The 21031-nt window shown below is 66.4% G+C and carries 19 protein-coding genes and 1 pseudogene; 13 read left to right on the plus strand and 7 right to left on the minus strand.

Annotated features, from left to right (window positions below):
• Positions 1–7: 7 nt before the first annotated feature.
• Together mhpA and B9C43_RS36600 are read right to left on the minus strand one after the other, a co-directional pair.
• Complete coding sequence (gene mhpA / locus B9C43_RS36595; RefSeq protein WP_084431885.1) at positions 8–1558, minus strand: bifunctional 3-(3-hydroxy-phenyl)propionate/3-hydroxycinnamic acid hydroxylase MhpA; 1551 nt, start codon at positions 1556–1558, stop codon at positions 8–10.
• A 5-nt stretch (positions 1559–1563) separates the two neighbouring features.
• The gene (locus B9C43_RS36600; RefSeq protein ID WP_084431891.1) at positions 1564–1998 is read right to left on the minus strand and encodes a type II 3-dehydroquinate dehydratase; all 435 of its coding nucleotides are present in this window, start codon (positions 1996–1998) and stop codon (positions 1564–1566) included.
• A gap of 149 nt (positions 1999–2147) precedes the next feature.
• Between B9C43_RS36600 and B9C43_RS36605 the strand changes: the two genes are divergently transcribed.
• The 6 genes from B9C43_RS36605 to B9C43_RS36630 all read left to right on the plus strand — a co-directional run bounded on the left by B9C43_RS36605 (position 2148) and on the right by B9C43_RS36630 (position 7626).
• The gene (locus tag B9C43_RS36605) at positions 2148–3302 is read left to right on the plus strand and encodes a DegT/DnrJ/EryC1/StrS family aminotransferase (protein ID WP_084431894.1); all 1155 of its coding nucleotides are present in this window, start codon (positions 2148–2150) and stop codon (positions 3300–3302) included.
• A complete protein-coding gene (locus B9C43_RS36610) occupies positions 3299–4375 on the plus strand; it encodes a Gfo/Idh/MocA family protein (RefSeq protein ID WP_235039066.1) in 1077 nt (358 codons plus the stop codon). The genes B9C43_RS36605 and B9C43_RS36610 overlap by 4 nt, the downstream gene beginning before the upstream one ends.
• On the plus strand, positions 4360–5004 hold the full coding sequence (locus B9C43_RS36615) for an HAD-IA family hydrolase (RefSeq protein ID WP_051896881.1): 645 nt from the start codon (positions 4360–4362) through the stop codon (positions 5002–5004). The genes B9C43_RS36610 and B9C43_RS36615 overlap by 16 nt, the downstream gene beginning before the upstream one ends.
• Positions 5005–5120: 116 nt before the next feature.
• Positions 5121–5546 carry a hypothetical protein gene (locus B9C43_RS36620; protein WP_084431363.1) on the plus strand — a complete coding sequence of 142 codons (426 nt, stop codon included), beginning with the start codon at positions 5121–5123 and terminating at the stop codon, positions 5544–5546.
• A gap of 71 nt (positions 5547–5617) precedes the next feature.
• Positions 5618–6289 carry a response regulator transcription factor gene (locus B9C43_RS36625; protein ID WP_033389049.1) on the plus strand — a complete coding sequence of 224 codons (672 nt, stop codon included), beginning with the start codon at positions 5618–5620 and terminating at the stop codon, positions 6287–6289.
• Positions 6286–7626, plus strand: a complete 1341-nt coding sequence (locus B9C43_RS36630) for a sensor histidine kinase (RefSeq protein ID WP_084431365.1) — start codon at positions 6286–6288, stop codon at positions 7624–7626. Before B9C43_RS36625 ends, B9C43_RS36630 begins: the two co-directional genes overlap by 4 nt.
• Positions 7627–7635: 9 nt before the next feature.
• On the opposite strand, the gene B9C43_RS36635 is transcribed toward B9C43_RS36630, so the two are convergent.
• On the minus strand, positions 7636–8268 hold the full coding sequence (locus B9C43_RS36635) for a DsbA family oxidoreductase (protein WP_084431367.1): 633 nt from the start codon (positions 8266–8268) through the stop codon (positions 7636–7638).
• 186 nt (positions 8269–8454) lie between these two features.
• On the opposite strand from B9C43_RS36635, the gene B9C43_RS36640 reads away from it, so the two are divergent.
• A complete protein-coding gene (locus B9C43_RS36640) occupies positions 8455–8961 on the plus strand; it encodes an SRPBCC family protein (protein WP_084431369.1) in 507 nt (168 codons plus the stop codon).
• 71 nt (positions 8962–9032) lie between these two features.
• Here B9C43_RS36640 and B9C43_RS58900 read toward each other — a convergent pair.
• Positions 9033–9977: pseudogene (locus B9C43_RS58900) on the minus strand (helix-turn-helix domain-containing protein); the annotation flags it as partial.
• 65 nt (positions 9978–10042) lie between these two features.
• On the opposite strand from B9C43_RS58900, the gene B9C43_RS36650 reads away from it, so the two are divergent.
• The 3 genes from B9C43_RS36650 (at position 10043) to B9C43_RS36660 (ending at position 13307) form a co-directional block, all read left to right on the plus strand.
• The gene (locus tag B9C43_RS36650) at positions 10043–11101 is read left to right on the plus strand and encodes a questin oxidase family protein (RefSeq protein WP_084431371.1); all 1059 of its coding nucleotides are present in this window, start codon (positions 10043–10045) and stop codon (positions 11099–11101) included.
• 25 nt (positions 11102–11126) lie between these two features.
• Entirely contained in the window at positions 11127–11699 is a 573-nt protein-coding gene (locus tag B9C43_RS36655; protein ID WP_084431373.1) for a dihydrofolate reductase family protein, read from the plus strand.
• A 195-nt stretch (positions 11700–11894) separates the two neighbouring features.
• Positions 11895–13307, plus strand: a complete 1413-nt coding sequence (locus tag B9C43_RS36660) for an Asp23/Gls24 family envelope stress response protein (protein WP_143446855.1) — start codon at positions 11895–11897, stop codon at positions 13305–13307.
• Positions 13308–13359: 52 nt separating this feature from the next.
• Here B9C43_RS36660 and B9C43_RS36665 read toward each other — a convergent pair whose 3' ends face one another.
• Together B9C43_RS36665 and B9C43_RS36670 are read right to left on the minus strand one after the other, a co-directional pair.
• On the minus strand, positions 13360–14934 hold the full coding sequence (locus B9C43_RS36665) for a succinic semialdehyde dehydrogenase (RefSeq protein ID WP_084431376.1): 1575 nt from the start codon (positions 14932–14934) through the stop codon (positions 13360–13362).
• Positions 14935–14947: 13 nt separating this feature from the next.
• Positions 14948–16576 (minus strand): GMC family oxidoreductase, encoded by a 1629-nt coding sequence (locus tag B9C43_RS36670; protein ID WP_084431378.1) that lies wholly within the window; start codon positions 16574–16576, stop codon positions 14948–14950.
• 315 nt (positions 16577–16891) lie between these two features.
• Here B9C43_RS36670 and B9C43_RS36675 point away from each other — a divergent pair, with 315 nt between their 5' ends.
• Positions 16892–17686: a DUF4142 domain-containing protein gene (locus B9C43_RS36675; protein ID WP_160096927.1), complete on the plus strand. Its 795-nt coding sequence runs from the start codon at positions 16892–16894 to the stop codon at positions 17684–17686.
• Positions 17687–17790: 104 nt separating this feature from the next.
• Positions 17791–18435 (plus strand): dihydrofolate reductase family protein, encoded by a 645-nt coding sequence (locus B9C43_RS36680; protein ID WP_084431382.1) that lies wholly within the window; start codon positions 17791–17793, stop codon positions 18433–18435.
• A gap of 71 nt (positions 18436–18506) precedes the next feature.
• Here B9C43_RS36680 and B9C43_RS36685 read toward each other — a convergent pair whose 3' ends face one another.
• Positions 18507–19538, minus strand: a complete 1032-nt coding sequence (locus B9C43_RS36685) for a LacI family DNA-binding transcriptional regulator (RefSeq protein WP_084431384.1) — start codon at positions 19536–19538, stop codon at positions 18507–18509.
• Positions 19539–19768: 230 nt separating this feature from the next.
• Between B9C43_RS36685 and B9C43_RS36690 the strand changes: the two genes are divergently transcribed.
• A complete protein-coding gene (locus B9C43_RS36690) occupies positions 19769–21031 on the plus strand; it encodes an ABC transporter substrate-binding protein (RefSeq protein ID WP_084431386.1) in 1263 nt (420 codons plus the stop codon).

The raw sequence follows: 21031 nt of genomic DNA on the forward strand, positions 1-21031 counted from the left end.
GTTCTGCCTACGAGCCCAGCAACTGCGTACGCAACTGCGTGACCATGGTGGCGAGTTCGCGGTTGTTCCGTGCCACGCCGAAGATGTGGTGATCCGGCCGAACCAGCACGAACTTCGCCCGTTTCGCCGCTAGGAAAGGCAAATAGACGCCGCCGGTGTCGACGACGGCCTCCTCGGCGGGTGATTCCTCGACGATGTGGACGACGTGTGTTTTCAGTGCTGTCAGTAATTGACGGTGTTCGTCGGACAGCATGCCATCGATGTCTACTGTGGACACGAGGACGAAGCCGGTGCCTATCACGTCGTCGAACAGGCCCGTGACGTCACCGCGGGTCACCGTGCCCTGCGGCATGACGGCACCCGTGGGCGGCGCGGCGACCGCGCCGAGGCTGCGGTGCAACACCCCCTTGCGCAGGACCTGGGACACCGGGCGGTCCAGCTTCGGCCCGGTACGCAGGGCGGCGTCACGCTGCGCCGCTGCCTCCGGGTCCGTCACGCAGATGATCTTGCCGAGTTGGACCGACAGTTCGACGGTCCGCTGAACGTGATCGCGGCGTTCGATGCCGTAGCTGTCGATCAGATCTGTGCCGGCGAACCCGGTCAGCACCAGATCGAGTTTCCAGGCCAAGTTGGCCGCGTCCCGGATGCCCGAGCACATTCCCTGGCCGGCGAACGGCGGCATCACGTGTGCCGCGTCGCCTGCCAGCAGGACTCGGCCGTCGCGCCAGGTTTCCACCCATGACGACCGGAACGTGTACACCGCGTGCCGGGTCAAAGTCGCGTTGTCCGGTGTCACGTCGAAGGACTTGAGCAGCAGCCATGCTGTTTCCGGCCGGTCGAGCTCGCCGACGGTCTCGTCCGGCAGCCGCATGAACTCCCACCGCCGATGCCCCGGACCACTGCCGACCGCCGTCCTCGGCCGCGCGGGATCGCAGATCTGCTGATTGGGCTGGTTGAACGCGTCAGGATTGCGGGGTACGACATCACACAGCAACCAGTCGAACGAGAACCCCAGGTCGGTGACGTCAGCCCCGATGGCGGCACGGACAAAGCTGTTCGCACCGTCGCAGCCGACCAGCCATGACGCGGTCAGATCGCGGCGTTCGCCGTCCGACGACTCGACGGTCAGTGTGACCCGGTCCTGCTCAGCCATCAGGGAAGTCGCTGTGTGCCCACGCAGGACGCGAAGGCTCGGCAGACTCTTCGCCCGGTGGTCGAGTTCCTCCTCCAACGCCGGCTGGTGGAAGGTGGTGGCGTCCGGCCAGCCGCTTTCGCCCGCCCGGGAGAACTCCAGGTGGATCAGTGTCTCGCCGGTCGCGGTCCGCCAGTCGTACGAGTCGGTCGCCAGGCCGATGCGTGCCAATGCCGGACCGATACCCAGCGAGGCGAAAATCCGGGCGGTCTCACCGTCGAAGACCGTCGCCCTGGGCAGGTGGTACGGCGCGTCCCGCCGTTCGACGACCGTGACCCGCCAGCCTTTCTGTGCCAAGAGAATGGCCAGCACCTGACCGACAGGGCCATAGCCGACGATGATCACATCGGACTGTTCGGTGGTCATCGCGTTCACGACTCGGCGCGCGGCAGCAGGGCGCGGGCGGCGAGCCGGTAGCCGATGGCACCCAGCCCGAAGATCACTCCGCTGGCCAGCGAGCCGAGGATCGACTGGTGCCGGAACTGCTCCCGCGCCCAGACGTTCGACAGGTGCACCTCGATCCACGGCCGCGGGTAGTTGGCCAGCGCGTCCCGCAGGCCCCATCCGGCGATCATCAGCGCGCCTGGGTTGACGATCGCGCCGACCGCGTCGTAGTGGTCCTGGACCGTGCGGATCATCTCGCCTTCGCAGTCGTGCTGCCGCGCGACCACCTTCCACCCGTGGCCGGCCACCTCGTCGGAAACCATCTGCTCGATGTCCGCCAGCGTCTCGGTGCCGTAAATGTCCGGTTCCCTGCGCCCGAGAATTCCGAGATTCGGGCCGTTCAACAACAGTAGTTCGGTCAACACTGATCCCGGATCTTTTGTGAATACGTGACCGTGACGACTTTATTGGCATGTGTCGTCCGCTGGTGCTGACATGGCGATGTTAGGGGAATTAGGGGGGATCGCTAGGGGGTTGTGAACAGGGCGATCGGCCTGCGTAGATGGTGGTCGTGAGCGGTCTCTTGGAATTCCCGGCGTGGCCACAGTACGACGACACGGAAAAGGCAGGCCTCATCCGTGCCCTCGAGCAAGGCCAATGGTGGCGTATTGGCGGCAATGAGGTCGATCTTTTCGAATCCGAGTTCGCCGCCTATCACGGATCTCCTCATGCTCTCGCCGTGACGACCGGCACGCATGCCCTCGAACTGGCGTTGCAGGTCATGGGCGTGGGGCCGGGGACCGAGGTGATCGTCCCGGCGTTCACGTTCATCTCCTCCTCCCAGGCGGCACAACGACTCGGTGCGGTGGCCGTGCCGGTGGACGTCGACCTGGACACGTACTGCATCGACGTCACCGCGGCCGAAGCCGCGATCACACCGCGCACCCGCGCGATCATGCCGGTGCACATGGCCGGGCAGTTCGCGGACATGGACGCGCTGATGAAGCTCTCGGTCAGCGCGGATGTCCCGCTGCTGCAGGACGCCGCGCACGCGCACGGCGCGGAGTGGCGCGGCAAGCGAGTCGGCGACCTCGGCTCGGTGGCGGCGTTCAGCTTCCAGAACGGGAAACTGATGACCGCGGGCGAGGGCGGAGCCGTCACATTCCCCGAAGCCGAGCAGTTCGAACTGGCCTTCCTGCGGCACAGCTGCGGCAGGCCCCGGACGGATCGGTCCTACCTGCACCGCACGTCCGGCTCGAACTTCCGGATGAACGAGTTCGCCGCGAGCGTGCTGCGCGCCCAACTGTCCCGATTGGACAGTCAGATCGCCGTCCGGGAGGAGCGCTGGCCGCTGTTGTCGAGCCTGCTCGCCCAGATCCCTGGCGTCGTGCCGCAGGGAACCGACGACCGGTGCACCCGCAACCCGCACTACATGGCCATGTTCCGGATCCCGGGGATCACCGAGGAACGCCGCAACGAACTGGTCGACGTGTTGATCGAGCGCGGGTTGCCCGCGTTCGCCGCGTTCAGGGCGGTCTACCGCACGGCGGCGTTCTGGGAGCTCGCCGCGCCCGACGAGTCGGTGGACAGCATCGCGAATCGTTGCCCGAACAGCGAAGCGTTGACCGCGGACTGCATCTGGCTGCACCACCGCACTTTGCTCGGCACACCGGAACAGATGCACGCCATCGCGGACGTGGTGGCCGATGTGGTGGGCCGCTCGTGACGTTGCGCGTCGCCATGGTCGGGCTCGGCTGGGCCGCGCGGACGATCTGGTTACCCAGGCTGACGGCGCATCCGGGCATGAAGGTGACCGCCGTTGTGGACACCGACGCCAAAACTCGCGCCTCCTACACGGGTTCCGCGCTGGTGTTGTCCGACCCCAGCCAGATCGGCCGTGAGATGGCCGATCTGGTGGTCGTCGCGGTGCCCAACCACGCACACACACCAGTCGCCGGTGCGCTGCTTCGTCGCGGGTTCCCGGTTTTCCTGGAAAAGCCGGTCTGCCTCAGCACCGCCGAGGCGGACGAGCTGGCGCAGGCGGAGCGGGCGGGCGGTGCCGTGCTGATCGCGGGCAGTGCTGCCCGTTACCGGGAGGACGTAAGGGCGTTGGAACGCGTCAGCGCGTCCGTCGGTGAGGTGCGGCACGTGAGCTTGGCCTGGGTGCGGGCACGTGGTGTTCCCGGCACACCGTGGTTCACCGAGCACGGTAAGGCAGGCGGGGGAGCGCTAGTCGACCTCGGCTGGCACTTGCTCGACATGGCACTGCCACTGCTTGGTCCAGGGACGGTGGAATTCGGCCAGGTCTCCGGGATCACCGGGCACGATTTCGTCAACCGTGGCCACGCCAAAGCCGTGTGGCGGCAGGAGGATGAGCTACCGGAGGTCCCGGCGACAGTCGAGGACACCGTGCGGGCGTTCCTGATCACCGCCGACGGGATTTCCGTGGCACTGCACGCCAGTTGGGCGTCACACGCGGAGTACGACCGGACTTCGGTCGAGGTGCACGGCAGTGCGGGTACCGCGGCTCTCGGCTGCACGTTCGGGTTCAGTCCCAACCGCCTCAACGGCTCGACGCTCACGGTGTCGCGCGATGGCCAGACATCGGCTGTGCCGTTGGATGAGCAAGCCATTGGAGCCGAGTACGACCGTCAGGTGGACGCACTTCCCGTGCTGCTGGCCGATCCAACCCAACGCGGCAAAGCGATCGATGCGGCTCGTACGACGATCGGCGTGATCGAACGCATCTATGAGTCCGCACGCGATGCGAAGGGGAGGGTGGCATGCCTGGTGACCTGAAAGTGGTGATCTTCGACCTCGACGGCGTCCTCGTGGACAGCTTCGGCGTGATGCGAGAGGCGTTCCACCGCGCATACCGTGAGGTCGTCGGCGCGGGTGAGCCGCCGTTCGAGGAATACAGCAAGCACCTCGGCCGGTACTTCCCGGACATCATGACGATCATGAACCTGCCGTTGGAGATGGAAGAGCCCTTCGTCAGGGAGAGCTACCGGCTCGCGAGCCGCGTCAGGCTTTTCGACGGTGTCACCGACATGCTGGAGAAGCTGAGCGGTCACGGACTGAGGTTCGCGATCGCCACAGGCAAAAGCGGTCCCCGAGCCCGGTCACTGCTCGACGGACTCGGCGTGCTGTCCCGGTTCGACCACGTAGTCGGTTCGGACGAAGTGGCCAATCCCAAGCCGGCGCCCGACATCATCTTCCGCGCCATGGATCTGCTTGGGGTGGTTGAGAAATCCGAAGCCGTGATGATCGGCGACGCCGAGACCGACCTGGCGAGCGCGCGTGCGGCAGGTGTCACGGCGGTCGCCGCGCTGTGGGGTGAGTCGGACCCCGGTCCGCTCCTCGATGCTCAGCCCGATGCCAGCTTCGACAGCCCTGCCGCCTTCACAACCTGGTGCCTGTCCGACTGATCGGACGCGGTTCCTTAGGTGATTCCAAGGTCGGGTGAAAGTCCTGCTGAACCGGGGTTGGTCTGCTGGCGTCAGGCGCCGCAAAGGCCGGTGCCCCGGACCAAGTGAGGACACGAATGGGGATTCGAACCAGGCTCGTCGCGGCAACCATGACGGGATTGCTGGCGACCGCCGCCGTCGGCACGGCGGCCGCGTCAGCGGCGCCGGCGAGTCCGACCAAGGCAAGTGAGGCACCGGGCAAAAAGCCGTCGCCCGGGGAGAAGAAGCCGGACAAGTCCGCGGTGCCGGAGAAAGCGGTCAAGCTGCTGGCCGCGGAGTTGCGCATCTCGGTCGACCGGGCCCGTCAGGTGTTCCGTGACGTGGCGAAGGTCAAGAGCAGGGGTGAATTCCTCGTCAAGGACCCGGCGTTCGTCGCCATCGCCAAGGGACTCGGTATCACCCCGCAACGGCTGCTGGACGCGCTGATCAAGGTGAAGGAGAAGCTCGGCAAGGACCACGGCAAGCCAAAGGACAAGGCGCCGAGCGGCTCACCCGCCAAGTGACCGTAACCGTCAACGGATCCGGGCCGGTGAGCAACCGGCCCGGACCGGACAACCTCATCCATACTGGTGGCGTGCGGGTTCTGGTTGTCGATGACGACGAGGCGGTCCGTCGCTCCCTGACGTATGCGCTGCGCCGGGACGGATATCAAGTGTCGGTCGCAGCGGACGGCGTGCAGGCCATGGACGAGCTCGGCCGAGCCCGGCCCGAGGTGATCGTGCTCGATGTCCTGGTGCCCGAGCCGAACGGCCTGGAGATCTGCCGCAGGCTGCGCCGAAGGGGCGACCAGACGCCGATCCTCATGTTGACCGCCCGCGATCTGGTGGAAGACCGGGTCGCCGGGCTTGATGCCGGTGCCGACGACTATCTGGTCAAACCGTTCGCGCTCGACGAGTTGCGCGCCCGGCTGCGTGCCCTGTTGCGGCGGACCGGAGCCGCACAGGAAGTGTTGCGGTTCGCCGACTTGGAGATGGACACCACCACCTGCCGGGTCAACCGGGGCGGGCGGCCGATCGAGCTGACCCGCACCGAGTACTCGTTGCTGGAGTTGTTCCTGCGCAACCCGGAGCGGGTGATGAGCCGCGTGCTGATCTTCGAATCGGTGTGGGGCTACGACTTCGGGCCCGCGTCCAACGCACTGTGGGTCTACATCAGCTATCTGCGCGGAAAACTGGAGTCGGCGGGCGAGCCCCGACTGATCCAGACCGTTCGCGGACTGGGATACGTGTTGCGGGAACAGCCATGACGTTGCGCACCAGGGTCGGTCTCGCCGGTGGGGCCGTGGTGCTGCTGGCCTTGGCCGTCGCGTCGCTGGTGATTTATCCGACCGTGCAAGGGAACTTGCTTCGCGACATCGACGACTCGTTGGTGCAGGCCGTCGCGCAGAGTCCGACCACCGCCCGTCAGCTCAAGCAGAAGTACGTGGATTCCGGCGGCATCGCGCCCATTGAGAGCCCGGTCAAAATTGGCAGCACGATGGTCCAGATCCTCAGTCCGCCTGTGTTCGCCGGTCCGAACAGTGCCTTCATCGACGTGACCGACCAGGACGTTGACGTGGCTGACGGAATCGAACCGGCCTACTTCCAGGACATCAATTACGGCGGCGTGGGCTACCGCGTCTACACCGCACCGATGCCAGGGACGCGAGGTGTGCTGGTCCGGGTTGCTCGTCCGCTCGACGACCAGACGGCCGTCGTGACCGCGTTGGCAGCGTTGTTGATCGGACTCACCCTGGCCGGTGGCCTGGTGGCCGCGCTCGGTGCGCGGCTGGCGGCCCGCCGGGTGCTGCGGCCGGTTGGTGTGCTCACCGATGCGGTCGAACACGTGACTGTGACTCAGGATCTGAAAGCACGGATCGATCTGACCGGACGCGACGAGATCGGCCGCCTCGGCAGGTCGTTCGCCACCATGATGACCGCGCTGGACGCTTCCGTGCACGCGCAGCGTCAACTCGTCGCGGACGCGTCACACGAGTTGCGTACTCCGCTGACCAGCTTGACCACCAACCTCGAACTGCTCGCCGACGGCGACGGCCTGCGCGATCCGGAGGCACCAGTGTTGGTGCGCGAGGCGATCAACCAGGCACATGAACTGCGGTCGCTGGTCAACAACCTGATCGACCTTGCCAGGTATGGAAAGGACACCGCGCGCACCGAGGACACCCGGCTGGACCTCGTAGCCGAGACGGTGATCACCAAAGCAACGACACGGGCGTCGGCACCACGGTTCGAGTCGGCGCTGTCGCCATGCCTCGTGCACGTCGACCCGGACGCGATCGAGCGGGCGATCGGGAACCTGGTGGACAACGCGGTGAAATGGAGCCCGCCCGGCGGACGGGTACTGATCACGGTGGCCGGCGGAGAGTTCACGATCACCGACGAAGGTCCTGGCATCGCGATGCAAGACGTGCCGTTCGTGTTCGACCGCTTCTACCGCTCGGCGCAGGCGCGATCAATGCCTGGCTCCGGACTCGGTCTGGCCATCGTGCGCCAGGTGGTGGAAACCCACGGCGGCAAGGTCGCCGCGGAACCGCTCGGCCGTGGCGTCCGGATGCGCTTCAGCCTGCCGGTCGTCCGCGACTGACCCTGTCGGTCAGGTTGCCCGGCCGCTGGCTTGCCGGAGCTTGTCGCCGAGCGCCTCGGTGCTCGTCACACCGACGATCACTTCACCGTTGTCGAAGACGAATCTCGGTACGGTCGTGACACCCTCCCGCCGCGCTGCCGCCACTTGCTCACGTACTTCAGCGCTCCCTTCCTGTGAGGTGAGAAAGTCGCGCACCCGTCCGCCAGCCAAGCCGATCCGCTCAGCCAACTCGGTGAGTTGCGCGTGATCGGCGATGTTCACGCCGTCGCGGAAGTAGGCATCGAAGAGGGCGGTCACCAGTGCGGACTGGACCGCGGCACCGTGCTCGTGCAGCGCAAGCCACCGCAACCGGTGCGCGGTGAAGGTGTTGACCGCGATCGCACGGTCGAACCGGTACTCGACCCCTTCACTGGCACCGAGTTGTGTCATCCCCGTGAGCATCGTTTCAGCTTGTTCCGGGCCGAACATCTCGGCCACTGTGTCCTTCAGCGGCCGGGGTTCCCTTGGCGCGTCGGGCATGAGCTGGTACGGGCGATGAACGAGCTCGACGTCCAGTTCCGCATCGGCGACCGCGCGGTGGAACTGGTGCGTGCCGAGGCGGCACCACGGGCACGCGATGTCGTCGTATATCTCCACTCTCATGCCTGTGAGGGTTCCGGCGCTGGGGTGTCCGGGCCAGGCTGCGGTTTTACTAGCCCCGGCAGGGCCAGGCTCACCGTTGAATTTTCCCACTGAACTTTTCGCGGCGGTGTCGAATGGCGCCGACCGCGTTCGTAGCCAAGGTGAGAGACCGGCAACGGGCCGGTCGCCCCGCACCGGAGGCCCACGATGTCCGTCACGACCAGCCAGCCCGCCGTGGACCAGGAGTTTGTCAGCGCCACTCTGATTTTCGCCGTGCCCGCCGCGAAGGTTTTCGCGGTCCTGGCAGACCCGACGACCCACTCGGCGATCGACGGCACCGGCTGGGTTCAGCAATCCGTCGACCGGACGCCGTTGACCGAGGTCGGGCAGCTCTTCCGGATGGACATGCATCACGGCAACCACCCCGACGGTGACTACCAGGTGGTCAACAAGGTCCAGGTGTTCGACGCGCCGCGCACCATCGGCTGGCTGACGGGATACGACAAGGGCAACGGTGACCTGGAGTTCGGCGGCTGGATCTGGCGTTACGACCTTGCACCGCTTGGTCCTGCCCAGACTGCGGTCACGCTCACCTACGACTGGTCAGCGGTGCCGCAGCACATCCGCGAGTACATCCAGTTCCCGCCGTTCGGGCCTGAGCATCTCACCAACTCGCTGCAGCACTTGGCCGAGCTCGCCACACCTAGGCCCTGAACCTGGGGCTGTTCGACTCCTGCAGCGACGAGTTGGTCACCGAGCGGCGTACGGCGGTAGAGCACCATCCTCCCGTCGCGCCGCGCGGTGACGATGCCAGCCTTCGCGAGTGCCTTGAGGTGGACGTTCACCGTCGGCGGCGCGGAACCGAGCTGCGCTGCCAGCTGGGTCGTCGACATCGGCAGATCGAGCAGGGCGAGGATGGTCGCCCGCGCGCCACCGACGACCGCGGCGAGTGGCGCGTCGGCGGTCGCGGTCCTGCCGGACTCCCAAAGTGTGCCGAGGCCACGCGGTGGATAGGTGAGGCTCGGCATCGGATCCGCCGTGCTGACAAGGACATCCGGCCAGGCGAACGCGCACGGCACGAGCAGCAGTCCTCGGCCACGCAACTGCAGACGGCCCTCGAAGTACTTGACGATCGTCAGCAGGTCGCCGCGGAAGGCGACCGACGGGTGCAATGACCGGAACAGCAGATCGACGCCGCCGGAGGCGAGTTCGTCGAGCCGGTAGGCGAGATCCGCTTGGAGCAAGGCGTTCAGTCGCGGCCAATGTGGTGCGATCGCGACGTCCCAGTAGCGCTCGAGCTGGGTGACGATCGTGCGCACGGCCCGCTCCGGATCGTCGGCGAGCCGCAGGACCAGCGCCTCTCGCCGCTCGCGACCCGGACCCTGCTGAGCGACGTCGTGCCTGGCGAGGTGGTCGAGTTCGTAGCGGACGACGTCAAGGGGCGTCGCCGCGATTTCGGCGAGCCCGTCCTCGATGCCGGTGCTGCCGCCGGACGGCAGCGGGCCGAGGAAATCAGGCAGGTAGCCCTGTGGCCGCACCAGCGCGGAAAGCAGTTCCAGGTCGACGGTTCGTGGCAGGCCGGTGTCGGCGAGCCAGCCGAGCCAGCGGCCGTGCAGTCCGCCTCGGCGGCCCGCGCTCAGCACCCGCAAGCTCTTGACGGCCTCGCCGATCGGCGAGATCGCGAACCTGATCAGCCGGTAGTCCTCCGCGGTGAACTCCAGCTCGATCATGGCGTCAGTTTAGTTCTGAGCCTAATCCTGGTCGAAATCCTCGTCCCCGGGCAGCGTGTACTGCCATGAGCACTGTGGATGACTTGCTGACCGCCTACGAGCGGCTCCACGGCGCCGGTCCGGAGTTCGGCGGCGACGAGGAAGGCAACCATGGACTGACCAACCATGGGCCGATGGCCGTGGAGGTGATGGTGCGCCGCGGACTCGACATACCGATCGAGAAGTGGCTCGACGGATACGTCGGCCGCCTCGACGATCTCCCGACGGCTTCCTCCCGAATCGACTCAGGCGACTGGCGCGAGGCACTCGGCGATCACCGCCGCGTCGCGGACTGGACGGCTTACTTCCGTGAGCAACTGCGGCGTGCACCGTGGCACGACGTGCTCGCCGCGTGGTGGCCGGAACTGCTGCCTGGCATCGCCGCAGGCTCGACCCACGGGGTGATTCGAGTTGGGCACGCCGTCCGGACGCTCATGATCACCGACCATCCCCACGTCCTCGACGAACTCGCCAACGGACTGGCGTTCTGGGCGGCACGCTGGCGTCCGATCGCGACGGCACAAGGCGAAGGCACACTCGCCCCCGCCACAGCGCTGGACGCGCTGCCCCAACTGCCTGACCAGACCGGTTTCATCGCGCACCGAATCGGCCGGCTCGGCACACTTCCCGAGTGGCCGGGCGCGGTCGGCGCCCTTCGCGTGCCGGACGATCCCGGCGCGATCCGCACCACGTTGACCCAACTCATCGACGCTGCGGTCCTTCGGTACCTCGCCGTCGGCAGGGACGCGCCCGTGCTGCTGGTCCACACCGCGACCGCGCCGAACGCCGTCCTGCACTGCCTTCCTGTGCTCCCGCAACAGCTCTGGCGGCCGAGCCTCGCCGCGGCGTGGACCGCGACGGCGGCGATCACGGTCATGTATGCCAGCCACCCCGATACCGCCTCGACGTCCGTCACGGGCACCGACGTCGTGGGGAACTTGCTCGACCGGGCCTCCGCACACCGCGACGAGCACGTGCTCAAGTTCGCCGACACCGCGATCGAGTCCTACGCACGAACCGGCGACCGGGCGACGATCGCCGCCGCGCATCTCGCCGCCGACCTCATCGCCGCGCCCGCGGCATAACCCCAACACCCACAAAGGAGAAACCATGCGCACGCTGATCTCGACCTCGTTCGTCTCGCTGGACGGCAAGCTCGACCCGACCGGGGGCGATCCGGAACTGCACAGCACCAAATGGACGTTCAAGACCGTCGAGTTCCTGCCGGAGGCCTACGAGATCAAGGGCCGGGAGCAGGAGGAGGCCGGGGCGCTGCTGTTGGGCAGGGCGAGCTACGAGCTGTTCGCGCCGGTGTGGCCCGGGATGGCGGAGTTCGCCCGCTACAAGGGACTGCCGAAGTACGTCGTCTCCACCACCCTCACCGAGGACGACCTCGTCGACGACTGGGGCGACAACACCATTCTGCGCTCGCTCGACGAGGTGGCCGAACTCAAGGACACCGAAGGCGACCCGATCCTGGTGCACGGCAGCGCGACCCTCAACAGAGCCCTGCAGGAGGCCGGCCTCATCGACCGCTATCACCTGCTCGTCTTCCCAGTCCTGCTCGGCGAAGGCAAACCGCTGTTCAGCGACGCTGACCTACCCGCCACCCGGCTCAAGCTCGTCGAGCACGAGGTCTACGCCAACGGGATCCAGAAGCAGGTGTACGACGTGGTGCGGTGAGCTGCCGGGCCGGGCGGCCACGCCGACAGTGATCACGTGTCGGCGTGGCGTCTGGTCTCAAGCTGAACATCGTTGAGACACAGGGAAATCTCGAAAGTGGGGTAGGTGATCGGGGTCACAGGCCGGGGCCCTATCATGGCGCCGTCTGCTTCTCCCTTCCCCGAAGTCCTTTCTCTCGAAAGGGGAATACCCACCGTGCCCGAGATCATCAGCTCCCTGTTCGGCCGCTCGAAGAACGACACAGCCAGCACCCGCGAGGACGCCACGGCTACCCCCATCATCCAGCCCTACGGCGTCCCGGCCGAAAGCACGAACGTGACGACGATCGCCGAAACCCCTGCCACCAACACGATCGACGTCGAGCCGACCGACGCCGCGACCACCGACGCCGCCGACGACACCGAGGCCACCCCGAACGCGGACGCCGCGGTCGAGACCGTTGAAGCGGAGTCGACCGACGCCGACGCCGCTGACAGCGACGACTCCATCGAGTCGGAGGACGCTGTCGATCAAGCCGACGATGACGAGGCTGCCGCGAGCGAAGCCACGGCCGAGGACGCTGCGGAGGAGGCCGATGAAGCCGCTGCGGACGAGGCCGCGGCGGATGATGCGGTGGGGGATGATGCGGTGGCAGACGAGGTGGTGGCGGAGGAAGCTGCTGAAGATGAAGCCGTCGCAGACGAGGCCGTTGTCGATGAAGCAGCGGCGGACGACGCGGTGGCAGATGAAGCGGTAGGAGAGGAAGCCGCCGAAGATGAAGCCGCTGCGGACGAGGCCGCGGCGGATGATGCGGTGGGGGATGATGCGGTGGCAGACGAGGTGGTGGCGGAGGAAGCTGCTGAAGACGAAGCGGTCGCGGATGAAACCGTTGCGGATGAAGCGGTGGGGGAGGAAGCGGTCGCAGGCGAACCGGCTACAGAGGAGGTAGCCGCCGCCGAGTCGGAGGACGCTGTCGATCAAGCCGACGATGACGAGGCTGCCGCGAGCGAAGCCACGGCCGAGGACGCTGCGGAAGAGACCGACGAAGCCGCCGACTCAGCCACCGACGACGAAGCGGTCGCTGAGGAAGCCGCTGTCGACGAAGCTGCAGACGATGAAGCTGTCGTAGACGAAGCCGCCGCGGATGAAGCGGTCGCGGGCGACGACCCCACTCAGGCACCCGCCATTGAGGACAGCGAGACCGCGGATGCGGCCGAACCCGTTGCCGCCGAAGTCGAAGACAAGGCCGAAGCCGGAGCCGAAGACGCACCGGTCGTCGCTGTGATCGACACCCCCGACGCTCAGCCAGCCGCTGCGGAGACGGAGACCCGGCCCGCGGCAGGCGCTCGCGGAACCGTCTCGGTGGCCGACAGTGTCGTGACGAAGGTCGTCAACATCGCGGTCGGCGCGATCGATGGCGTGCACGCCTTTGCCGACGAGGGCATCCTGGTCGCAGTGGACGAGGACGTCGCCACGATCAAGGTCTCGTTGGTGCTCGAGTACGGCCACGCCCTCAAGGCATTGGCCGAGCAGGTCCGGATCGCTGTGATCGACGCTGTCGAGCAGTTCCTCGGCCTCGACGTCGCGGCGGTGGACATCCACGTCAGCGACATCCACGTGCCTGCCTGACCGCAACCTCAGTGGACTCGGTCTTGGGTGCGCCCGCACCCAAGACCGAGCGTCACCGGATGCGGAATCTCCGCATCATCTTCAGTGCGGAAAGCATTCCCTCGACGTACTTCTCGTAGGTCTGGCCGCGCCGCGGGCCCATGACTTGTTTCTTGAGCACAGCCATATTTATCGCGTCGGTGTACTTGAGCAGGCCTTGGTCGCCGTGGCGCGCGCCGACGCCCGAGCTCTTGAGACCACCGGACGGCGTGCCCTTCGAGGCGTACGCCGTGGCCAGGATGTCGTTGATGTTGAGGTTGCCGGACTCGACACGTGACGCCACGGCGCACGCAGCGTCGACATCGCCTCCCCAGACTGAGGCGTTGAGGCCGTAATCGGTGTCGTTGGCGAGCGCCACAGCTTCATCGACGGTGCCGTACTTATGCAGTGCGACAACCGGTCCGAAGGTTTCGGTGACGCCGCAGCGCATGTCCTTCGTGACGCCTTCGAGAATCGTCGGCTCGAAGAACGCCGGGCCGAGGTCGGGCCGGGGCTTGCCCCCGCAGAGGACGGTGGCGCCTTTGGCGACGGCGTCGTCGACGTGCGATTTGACGCGGTGCATGTGGTCGACGGAGACGAGCGAGCCCATATCTGGCCCGAAGTCATAGGAAGCGCGGACATCGAGTGCTTCCGCCTTGGCCACGAACGCGTTCTTGAATTCGTCGTAACGGGACTCCGGCAGGTAGATCCGCTCGATGTGCATGCAGATCTGACCAGTGTTGCCGAACGCGCCGAAGACCGCGCCTTGCACGGCTTCCGTCATGTCGGCGTCCTCGAGCACGATCATCGGGTTCTTGCCGCCGAGCTCAAGGCAGCAGCCGATGAGGTTGCGGCCGGCCCGCTCGCCGATCACCCGGCCGGTGGCCGTGGAGCCGGTGAACATCACGTAGTCGGCGTTGTCGATCAGGGTGGGACCGACGTCCGGGCCCTCGCCGCACACCACTTGGAACAGGCCTGCCGGTAGGCCGGCTTCTTCCAGCAACTGGACGCCGTACAAAGGCGAGAGCGCCGTCTTGTTGTCCGGCTTCAGCACGACCGCGTTGCCGGCCATCAGCGCAGGCACCGCATCGGAGATACCAGTGGCGAACGGGAAGTTCCACGGAGCGATGATGCCGACGACACCCTTTGGCTGCCGGATCTCGGTGGAAGTGGTCAGGAGCGGAACCGGCCCGCCGCGCCTCGTCGGTGCCAGCAGTTTGGCGGCCCGTTTGAGATAGTGGCTCATCACCATGGGCGGGTCGCAGGTCTCCTCGATCGCCATCCGCCGGTTCTTGCCACTCTCGACTTGGATGAGATCGGCGACGGTCCGCGCGTTGTCGACGAAGATCGCATGCGCCCGCTTGAACACCGCCAGCCGGTCCTTGAGCGGTGTAGCGGCCCACTTGCGTTGCGCGGCGCGTGCGACGGCGAACGCCTGCTCGATGTCGCCAGGCGACGACTGCGGCAGTTCGACAACCGCGTCGCCCGTGTAGACCTCAGTGAGCGTCCAGGTTGCGCCGGTCGAGCCCGGCACTCTGGCCACGAGACGCTGAACCAGCGCGTCGGTTGTGGACGCCGGCCGGGTGAGCCCAAGCGGGGTGAGGGTCATGGTCCTCTTCCCGTCACTTGTCCGAGAGAACGAGTTGCGCGCCCATCTCGCCGATCATGATGCTCGGCGCGTTGGTGTTGCCGCCGGTGATCGACGGCATGATCGAGGCATCGCAGACCCGCAGTCTGTCGACGCCGCGGACCTTCAGATCGGGGCTGACGACGGCGAGCTCGTCAACACCCATCCGGCAGGTGCCGACGCCGTGGTACACCGAAGTCGCGCGATTGAGGATCGCGTCCCGCAGCTCCTGGCCCCGCAGTTGCCTGCCGGGATGGATCTCCTCTTTCACGGTGCCCTGGAACGCTTTCGCAGCGAAGATCTCGCGGACCATGTCCGAGCCCTCACAGAGCACATCGAGATCGGCAGGGTCGGCCAGGTACTGGAAGTCGATGAGCGGTGCCGCCGCGGGATCCGCCGAAGCGAGCCGCAATGTGCCGCGGCTCTTCGGATAGATCAGCGTCGTCAGCACGGTGAGCGCCGTGCGTTTGTCGACATCGTGCCGGATCGGTTCGTCCTGGTTGGGCGATACGTACGCCCATGGCAGGAGGTGCAACTGGAGGTCGGGGATCGAATCGGCCTGGGAGGTCTTCAGAAACGCGACTGCCTCGAAGACGGAATGCGCCAGGAACGTGGTTCCGGGCCGGAGCATCTCCCTGACCAGGCTGCGCGCGTAGTACGGCGCCGTTCCCCTGTTCCGGCTGGACGACACGTGGAATGTCAGAGCGTGGAACATGTGGTCGTGCAGGTTGTCGCCGACCGGCAGGTCCGCGACCACGTCGATGCCGTGGTCCCTGAGGTGCTCGGCGTGGCCGACGCCGGAAAGCATGAGCAGCTGCGCCGACCCGACGAACCCGGCCGAGAGGATGACCTCCTTGCCGGCCCGGACAGTGCGCTGGGTGCCGTCGGCGTCAGTGACTTCGACGCCGGTCGCACGACCGTTCTCGATGATCACTTTCCTGGCCAGCACCCCGGACTGCACCTGCAGCGTCGGGGACGCGAGGTGGTGGATGTAGCCGCGTGAGGCGCTGTAGCGCAGGCCGGCTGCGGCGTTCTGCTGCATCCGGCTGACACCCTCTTGCGACTCGGCGTTGTAGTCGTCGATGATCTTGCAGCCGATCGTGTCGGCGGTGGCTTGGATGAACTGCAGCGATCCCTCCTCCGGGGTCTTGTTGCGGGTGACCCGGATCGGTCCGCCCGCGCCCCGGAACGCGTTCTCGCCGTCCTCGAAGTCCTCCATCCGCTTGTACGCGGTGTTCACGCTCTCGGCGTCCCAGCCCACGTTGCCCTCGGCGGCCCATGAGTCGAAATTGGAGCGGTTGCCGCGCACGTAGACCATGCCGTTGATGGAACTCGAACCACCGATCACCTTGCCGCGCGGCACGGGCATCCTGCGGTCGAGGAGGTGTTTCTGCGGTACGGAGTAGTAGCCCCAGTCGAAGGCCTTCTTCAGCTGGGGGACCGCGTGCATCGGGCCGACCAGGCCGGGCTTGCGGACCAGCATCTTCTCGTCGGTCTTGCCGGCCTCGAGCACGATCACGCTCGCGCCCGACTGCGCCAGCCGGCCCGCGATCGCGGCCCCCGAGCTACCCGACCCGACGACCACGTAATCGGCTTCGTCGCCGCGCGGTGCCCTCTTCGCCATGTCCGCTCCTCGGTCCGACCCACCGCCCAAACTGTAACCTGTTCTACTTCCGGTCAACCGTATAGCGTGCCCGCTCGGTTTCGCAATGTCGTCCATAGGCAGCGCGTACGAGTGCGGCGGCGTGCGACCAAGGTCATCTTCGGCGAGAACGAGTTGCAGAGTCTCGGGGTCTGCCGTCGCCGGATGCCGCACGTCATGCATGTCGAGATGTGTTGAACCCCTCGGTGAACCAGCTCGTATCCGACGGTGAAGGCACAAACCAGGTGCGTGTCCACCATGGATTTGGTGAGGCCTGGAGAGGCAGGGAAGGGCGCCATGAAGCGATCGCTAGCGTCGTTGTTGTTGCTGTTGGTCACGCTGTTCGCAGCCGGCCAGACCGTCGCGTCCGCGCAACCTGGGAATCCGCCGTTGAGCTACCTCGACGGAGAGTTGCTCACCAAGGTCAAGCTGGCAGGTCTCTGGGAGATACCTTCCGGTCAAATGGCGCAGGAGCGGTCGTCTGATCCCAGGGTGCAAGAGGTCGGCCGTACTCTGGTAAGTGATCACCTGATGCTGGACGATGTGACAAACCAGCTCGCGGCGCAGTATGGGCACCCGTTGCCGCAAGCCCCGAATGACGCGCAGAAGAGCTGGCTCACGGAGATGGCGTCATCGACGGGTGCGCGGTTCGATTCCGTCTGGGCGATGCGGTTGCGCGCGGCGCACGGGATGATCTTCCCGCTGATCGCTCAGGTTCGCGCGGAGACCACGGATCCGGAGATCCGCAAGTACGCCACGACGGCCAACACGGTCGTGATGAAGCACATGACGATCCTTGAGAGCACCAACAACGTGGACTACGCCACCCTGGCCGAGCCGACACCACTGATGCTGAACTCGGACTCCGACGGCACCACGATGGTCGTGGCGGTCGCGCTGCTGCCGTTGCTGGTCGCGCTGGCGGTGTTCCTCCTCTGGTTCGCCACCCGCCGGAGGGGACGGCGCGCGTACCAGCCGGTGTCCAGGGTGGACGACGAAGAAGACGACGACTACGGGGATAGTCGCAGGGGACACCGTCGCGATGCTGGAAAACGGAACCGCTTGTTCGTGGACAAGGAATACACCCGGTGAGTGATCAGGTCGACGAGTAGGACGTTGGGCGCCGGCAGCGATGAATCTGCTGGCGCCCAATCGTCTACCTATCGACCGAGACACCAACTCATCGGGAGCACGGCATGGGCCTCATCCACATCGAGCTGTTCGCAACCCTCGACCTCGTCGGGCAGGCGCCTGGCACACCCGACGAGGACCCGGTGGGGTTCCCGTTCGGCGGCTGGCAGGCGCCCATGATGGACGAGGTCGCCGGAGCGCAGGTCCTTGCCGCGTACGAGGGCACGGACGCCCTGCTGCTCGGCCGCCGGACGTATGACATCTTCGCTGCCTACTGGCCGCATCAAGAGGGCGGCCAGGACAACGAGATCGCCACGCTGTTCAACAGGGTCCCGAAGTACGTGGCCTCGCGCGGCAGGCCCAACCTTTCGTGGGCCGGATCCACTCAGCTCGGCACGGATCTGGCTGGCGCGGTGCGCGAGATCCGCGACCGGCACGAGCACGTGAAGGTGGTCGGGAGCCTGAACCTGGTGCAGACCCTCCTGCGCGAGAAGCTTTTCGACCGTCTCGACCTCTGGCTGCACCCGATCGTGCTCGGCGTCGGGAAGAAGGTGTTCGACGGTGGTGCGGTGCCCACGAACGTCACACTCCTCGAACCGCCGGTAGCCGCTCCGAAGGGCGCCGTGTACCTGCGCTACGGGCTCGCCGATGGCACGCCGGCGACGGGGGATATGAGCGCACCCGATCGTGGTGTCGGGCAAGACGACTGAAGCCCCGCCAGCTCGCATCTGGCCAGGATCCTCACGTCACGCGACGCATCCGTACCTACATGTGAATCGGATCAGGATCCGCAGGAATCCCTGACGACCAACTGGGTCGGCAGGATCACTGGTTCCTCGCGGTCCGCGCCGGTGATCATGGCCATGATCGCCTTGGCCGCGGCCACGCCGAACCCGGGCTTGTCCTGTGCCACTGTGGTCAGTGCCGGATCGACCACGGATGCGATCTCGATGTCGTCGAAGCCGACGAGTGCGAGATCCTCTGGGATGCGTAGGCCTGCGGCGCGGGCGGCGAGCAGCGCGCCGACGGCCATCTCGTCGCTGGCCGCGAACACGGCTGTGGGCGGCTCGTCCAGTGCGAGGAGTCGTTGCATCGCAGCGGTTCCGCTTGCCCGGTAGAAGTCCCCGGCCACAACGTAGTCGTCGCGCAGCCGCAGTCCGGACTCCCGCATTGCCTTGTGATAGCCCGAGATTCGTGCTTCGGCGGGCTGGTTTCCCGGCGGGCCGGTGATCGTGGCGATCCGGGAGTGGCCGAGCCGGGCGAGATGGCGTACGGCTGATGCCGCGCCGGCCGCGTTGTCCGAAGTGACGTACGTGGCCTTCGGGCCGGCGATGGCGACGTCCAGCGCCACACACGGAACACCCGACTGCGCGAAGGTTTCGAACGCTTCCGCGTCGGACCCGCTGTCGATCAGCACCAGCCCGCCGAGGTGGTGGCGGCGGGTCATGTTCACGTAGCCGACCGGATCTGCCAGCGACGCGCCGACCTCACGGGAATCACCGCTGGTCGCCAGCATCAGCAGGTGGTATCCGTGCGCGCTGAGCGCGGATTTCAACCCGATCAGCAAATCCTGCAGATACGGGTGCCGCCAGCCGGGCCTGCGGTGATCGGTGTCCCACACCAGGCCGATCATCGTCGACTGTTTCGTCGACAATGCCCGCGCGGATTCATTGGGCTGGTAGTCCAGTTCCCTCGCGACCCGCAGAACGCGTTCTCTTGTCTCGTCGTTGACCGTTTCCGGCTGATTGAAGACACGCGACACCGTCGCAACGGACACGCCGCAAAGCTCGGCGATCTCGCGCCCGGTCGCCATCGGACCTCCCGTTCACCGTAAGCGGTTACATCAACTTACGCAGTGGCAGGCGCCCTAGTCAAACCCAACGCCCCAGTGTGGACAGTTATTGTTTTGTTACTTGACGGATCTCGCTTAACCCCGCTGTCATAGACGCCACACATCTCGGACCGGTTTGCATGAGGGTGCCGGTCCGCCCGCTTGAGACCGCATTTCTGCTCGAGCGCGCCCAAAAACAACGGAGGCCTTTGATGCGCCCCAAAGCAATGGCCATTGGCTGTGCCGCGCTGGCGACCGCCATGGTGCTCAGTGGCTGCGGCAGCGATTCCGCGGCAGGCGGCAAGACAAAGCTGACCATCGGCCTGTTCGGCAATTTCGGCTACACCGAACTGCTCAAGGAGTACGCGAGCACGCACCCGGACATCGAGATCCAGGACCGCACCGCCGCTTACTCCGACCACCACAAGAACCTCGCCGCCCACCTGGCGACCAACAACGGGGCCGCGGACATCGAGGCCGTCGACACCGGCTACATCGCCCAGTTCAAGGCCAGCCCGGACAAGTTCGTCGACCTGAACACCAAGGGCGGCGACAAGCTCAAGGACCGCTGGCTGGCGTGGAAGTGGGAAGCCTCGCAGAGCAAGGACGGCAAGCAGATCGGTTACGGCACCGACGTGGGCGGCCTTGCCATCTGCTACCGCCGTGACCTGCTGGAAGCCGCCGGGTTGCCTGTCGACCGCGAGCAGGTGGCCGCGTTGTGGCCGACCTGGCAGGACTTCATGGCCGCGGGCAAACGGTTCCAGACCAAGGCACCCGCGGGCGTGAAGTGGTTCGACGGCGGCCCGACCGTGCTCAACGCGATCGTCGGGCAGGCATCCGTCGGCTACTACGACAAGTCCGACAAGATCACCGTCGGCAGCAACCAGGAGATCAAGCAGGGCTGGGATCTCGTGGTCGACGGCGTGCAGGCCGACCTGTCGGCCAAGCTGCTCTACTCGACGCCGGTCTGGAACACGGGGTTCAAGCAGGGCCAGTTCGCGACCGTGACCTGCCCGGCCTGGCAGATGGCCAAGATCAAGGACCAGGCGCCGGACACCGCGGGCAAGTGGGACGTCACGTCCGTGCCTGGCGGTGGCGGCAACTGGGGCGGGTCGTACCTCACGATTCCCAAGCAGGGCAAGAACATCGACAAGGCCGTCGAGCTGGCGGCGTGGCTGACCGCGCCCGAGCAGCAGGCCAGGGTGTTCACGAGCTCAGGGCTGCTCCCGTCGACACCGAAGCTGTACGACGACCCGGCGATCGTGAACTACCAGAACCCCTTCTTCAACAACGCTCCCGTCGGCAAGCTGTTCACCGATGCGGCCAAGCGGCTCCAGCCGCAGTACCAGGGCCCGAAGGCCGGTGACGTGCAGACCGCGATCGGCAACGCGATGCAACGCGTCGAGCAGGGCAAGCAGAACGGTGAGGACGCGTGGCGCCAGTTCGTCGGCGACGTCCAGAAACTGACGAGCTGA

Source organism: Kibdelosporangium aridum (genome assembly GCF_900176515.1).
Classification (GTDB): domain Bacteria; phylum Actinomycetota; class Actinomycetes; order Mycobacteriales; family Pseudonocardiaceae; genus Kibdelosporangium; species Kibdelosporangium aridum.

What these genes read in the sequence shown, in the direction of transcription:
- mhpA (WP_084431885.1), bottom strand. Translation starts at nt 1,558, where the DNA reads ATGACCACCGAACAGTCCGATGTGATCATCGTCGGCTATGGCCCTGTC.
- B9C43_RS36615 (WP_051896881.1), top strand. Translation starts at nt 4,360, where the DNA reads ATGCCTGGTGACCTGAAAGTGGTGATCTTCGACCTCGACGGCGTCCTC.
- B9C43_RS36620 (WP_084431363.1), top strand. Translation starts at nt 5,121, where the DNA reads ATGGGGATTCGAACCAGGCTCGTCGCGGCAACCATGACGGGATTGCTG.
- B9C43_RS36630 (WP_084431365.1), top strand. Translation starts at nt 6,286, where the DNA reads ATGACGTTGCGCACCAGGGTCGGTCTCGCCGGTGGGGCCGTGGTGCTG.
- B9C43_RS36635 (WP_084431367.1), bottom strand. Translation starts at nt 8,268, where the DNA reads ATGAGAGTGGAGATATACGACGACATCGCGTGCCCGTGGTGCCGCCTC.
- B9C43_RS36640 (WP_084431369.1), top strand. Translation starts at nt 8,455, where the DNA reads ATGTCCGTCACGACCAGCCAGCCCGCCGTGGACCAGGAGTTTGTCAGC.
- B9C43_RS36650 (WP_084431371.1), top strand. Translation starts at nt 10,043, where the DNA reads ATGAGCACTGTGGATGACTTGCTGACCGCCTACGAGCGGCTCCACGGC.
- B9C43_RS36655 (WP_084431373.1), top strand. Translation starts at nt 11,127, where the DNA reads ATGCGCACGCTGATCTCGACCTCGTTCGTCTCGCTGGACGGCAAGCTC.
- B9C43_RS36665 (WP_084431376.1), bottom strand. Translation starts at nt 14,934, where the DNA reads ATGACCCTCACCCCGCTTGGGCTCACCCGGCCGGCGTCCACAACCGAC.
- B9C43_RS36670 (WP_084431378.1), bottom strand. Translation starts at nt 16,576, where the DNA reads ATGGCGAAGAGGGCACCGCGCGGCGACGAAGCCGATTACGTGGTCGTC.
- B9C43_RS36675 (WP_160096927.1), top strand. Translation starts at nt 16,892, where the DNA reads ATGAAGCGATCGCTAGCGTCGTTGTTGTTGCTGTTGGTCACGCTGTTC.
- B9C43_RS36680 (WP_084431382.1), top strand. Translation starts at nt 17,791, where the DNA reads ATGGGCCTCATCCACATCGAGCTGTTCGCAACCCTCGACCTCGTCGGG.
- B9C43_RS36685 (WP_084431384.1), bottom strand. Translation starts at nt 19,538, where the DNA reads ATGGCGACCGGGCGCGAGATCGCCGAGCTTTGCGGCGTGTCCGTTGCG.
- B9C43_RS36690 (WP_084431386.1), top strand. Translation starts at nt 19,769, where the DNA reads ATGCGCCCCAAAGCAATGGCCATTGGCTGTGCCGCGCTGGCGACCGCC.